The organism is Domibacillus indicus, from assembly GCF_023715895.1.
Lineage (GTDB): Bacteria > Bacillota > Bacilli > Bacillales > Domibacillaceae > Domibacillus > Domibacillus indicus_A.
In genome coordinates, this window is record NZ_JAMBOO010000095.1 from 1 (window position 1) to 398 (window position 398).

The following is a 398-nucleotide window of genomic DNA, read 5'->3' on the forward strand; positions in this document are numbered from 1 at the left end:
TCCGTATCCGCCTGAAAGCGTTTGATCATCGTCTGATCGATCAATCAACCGCGGAAATCGTCGAGACTGCTAAGCGCACTGGTGCGCAAGTCCGTGGTCCGATCCCGCTGCCGACCCGCAAAGAGCGCTTTACCGTTCTGATCTCCCCGCACGTCAACAAAGACGCGCGTGACCAGTACGAAATTCGCACTCACAAGCGTCTGGTTGACATCGTTGAGCCAACTGAAAAAACCGTTGATGCTCTGATGCGTCTGGATCTGGCTGCCGGTGTAGACGTGCAGATCAGCCTGGGTTAATCAGGTCATCGAGCGATTGAGAGGTTGAAACAATGATTGGTTTAGTCGGTAAAAAAGTGGGCATGACCCGCATCTTCACTGAAGATGGCGTTTCTATCCCAG

Annotated in this window: 1 protein-coding gene; it reads left to right on the forward strand. The window is 52.8% G+C overall.

Annotation, left to right across the window (positions count from 1 at the left end):
- On the forward strand, window positions 1–296 hold a 296-nt coding region (gene rpsJ, locus M3221_RS25730; protein ID WP_251274829.1), incomplete at its 5' end, for a 30S ribosomal protein S10.
- Window positions 297–398: the final 102 nt, after the last annotated feature.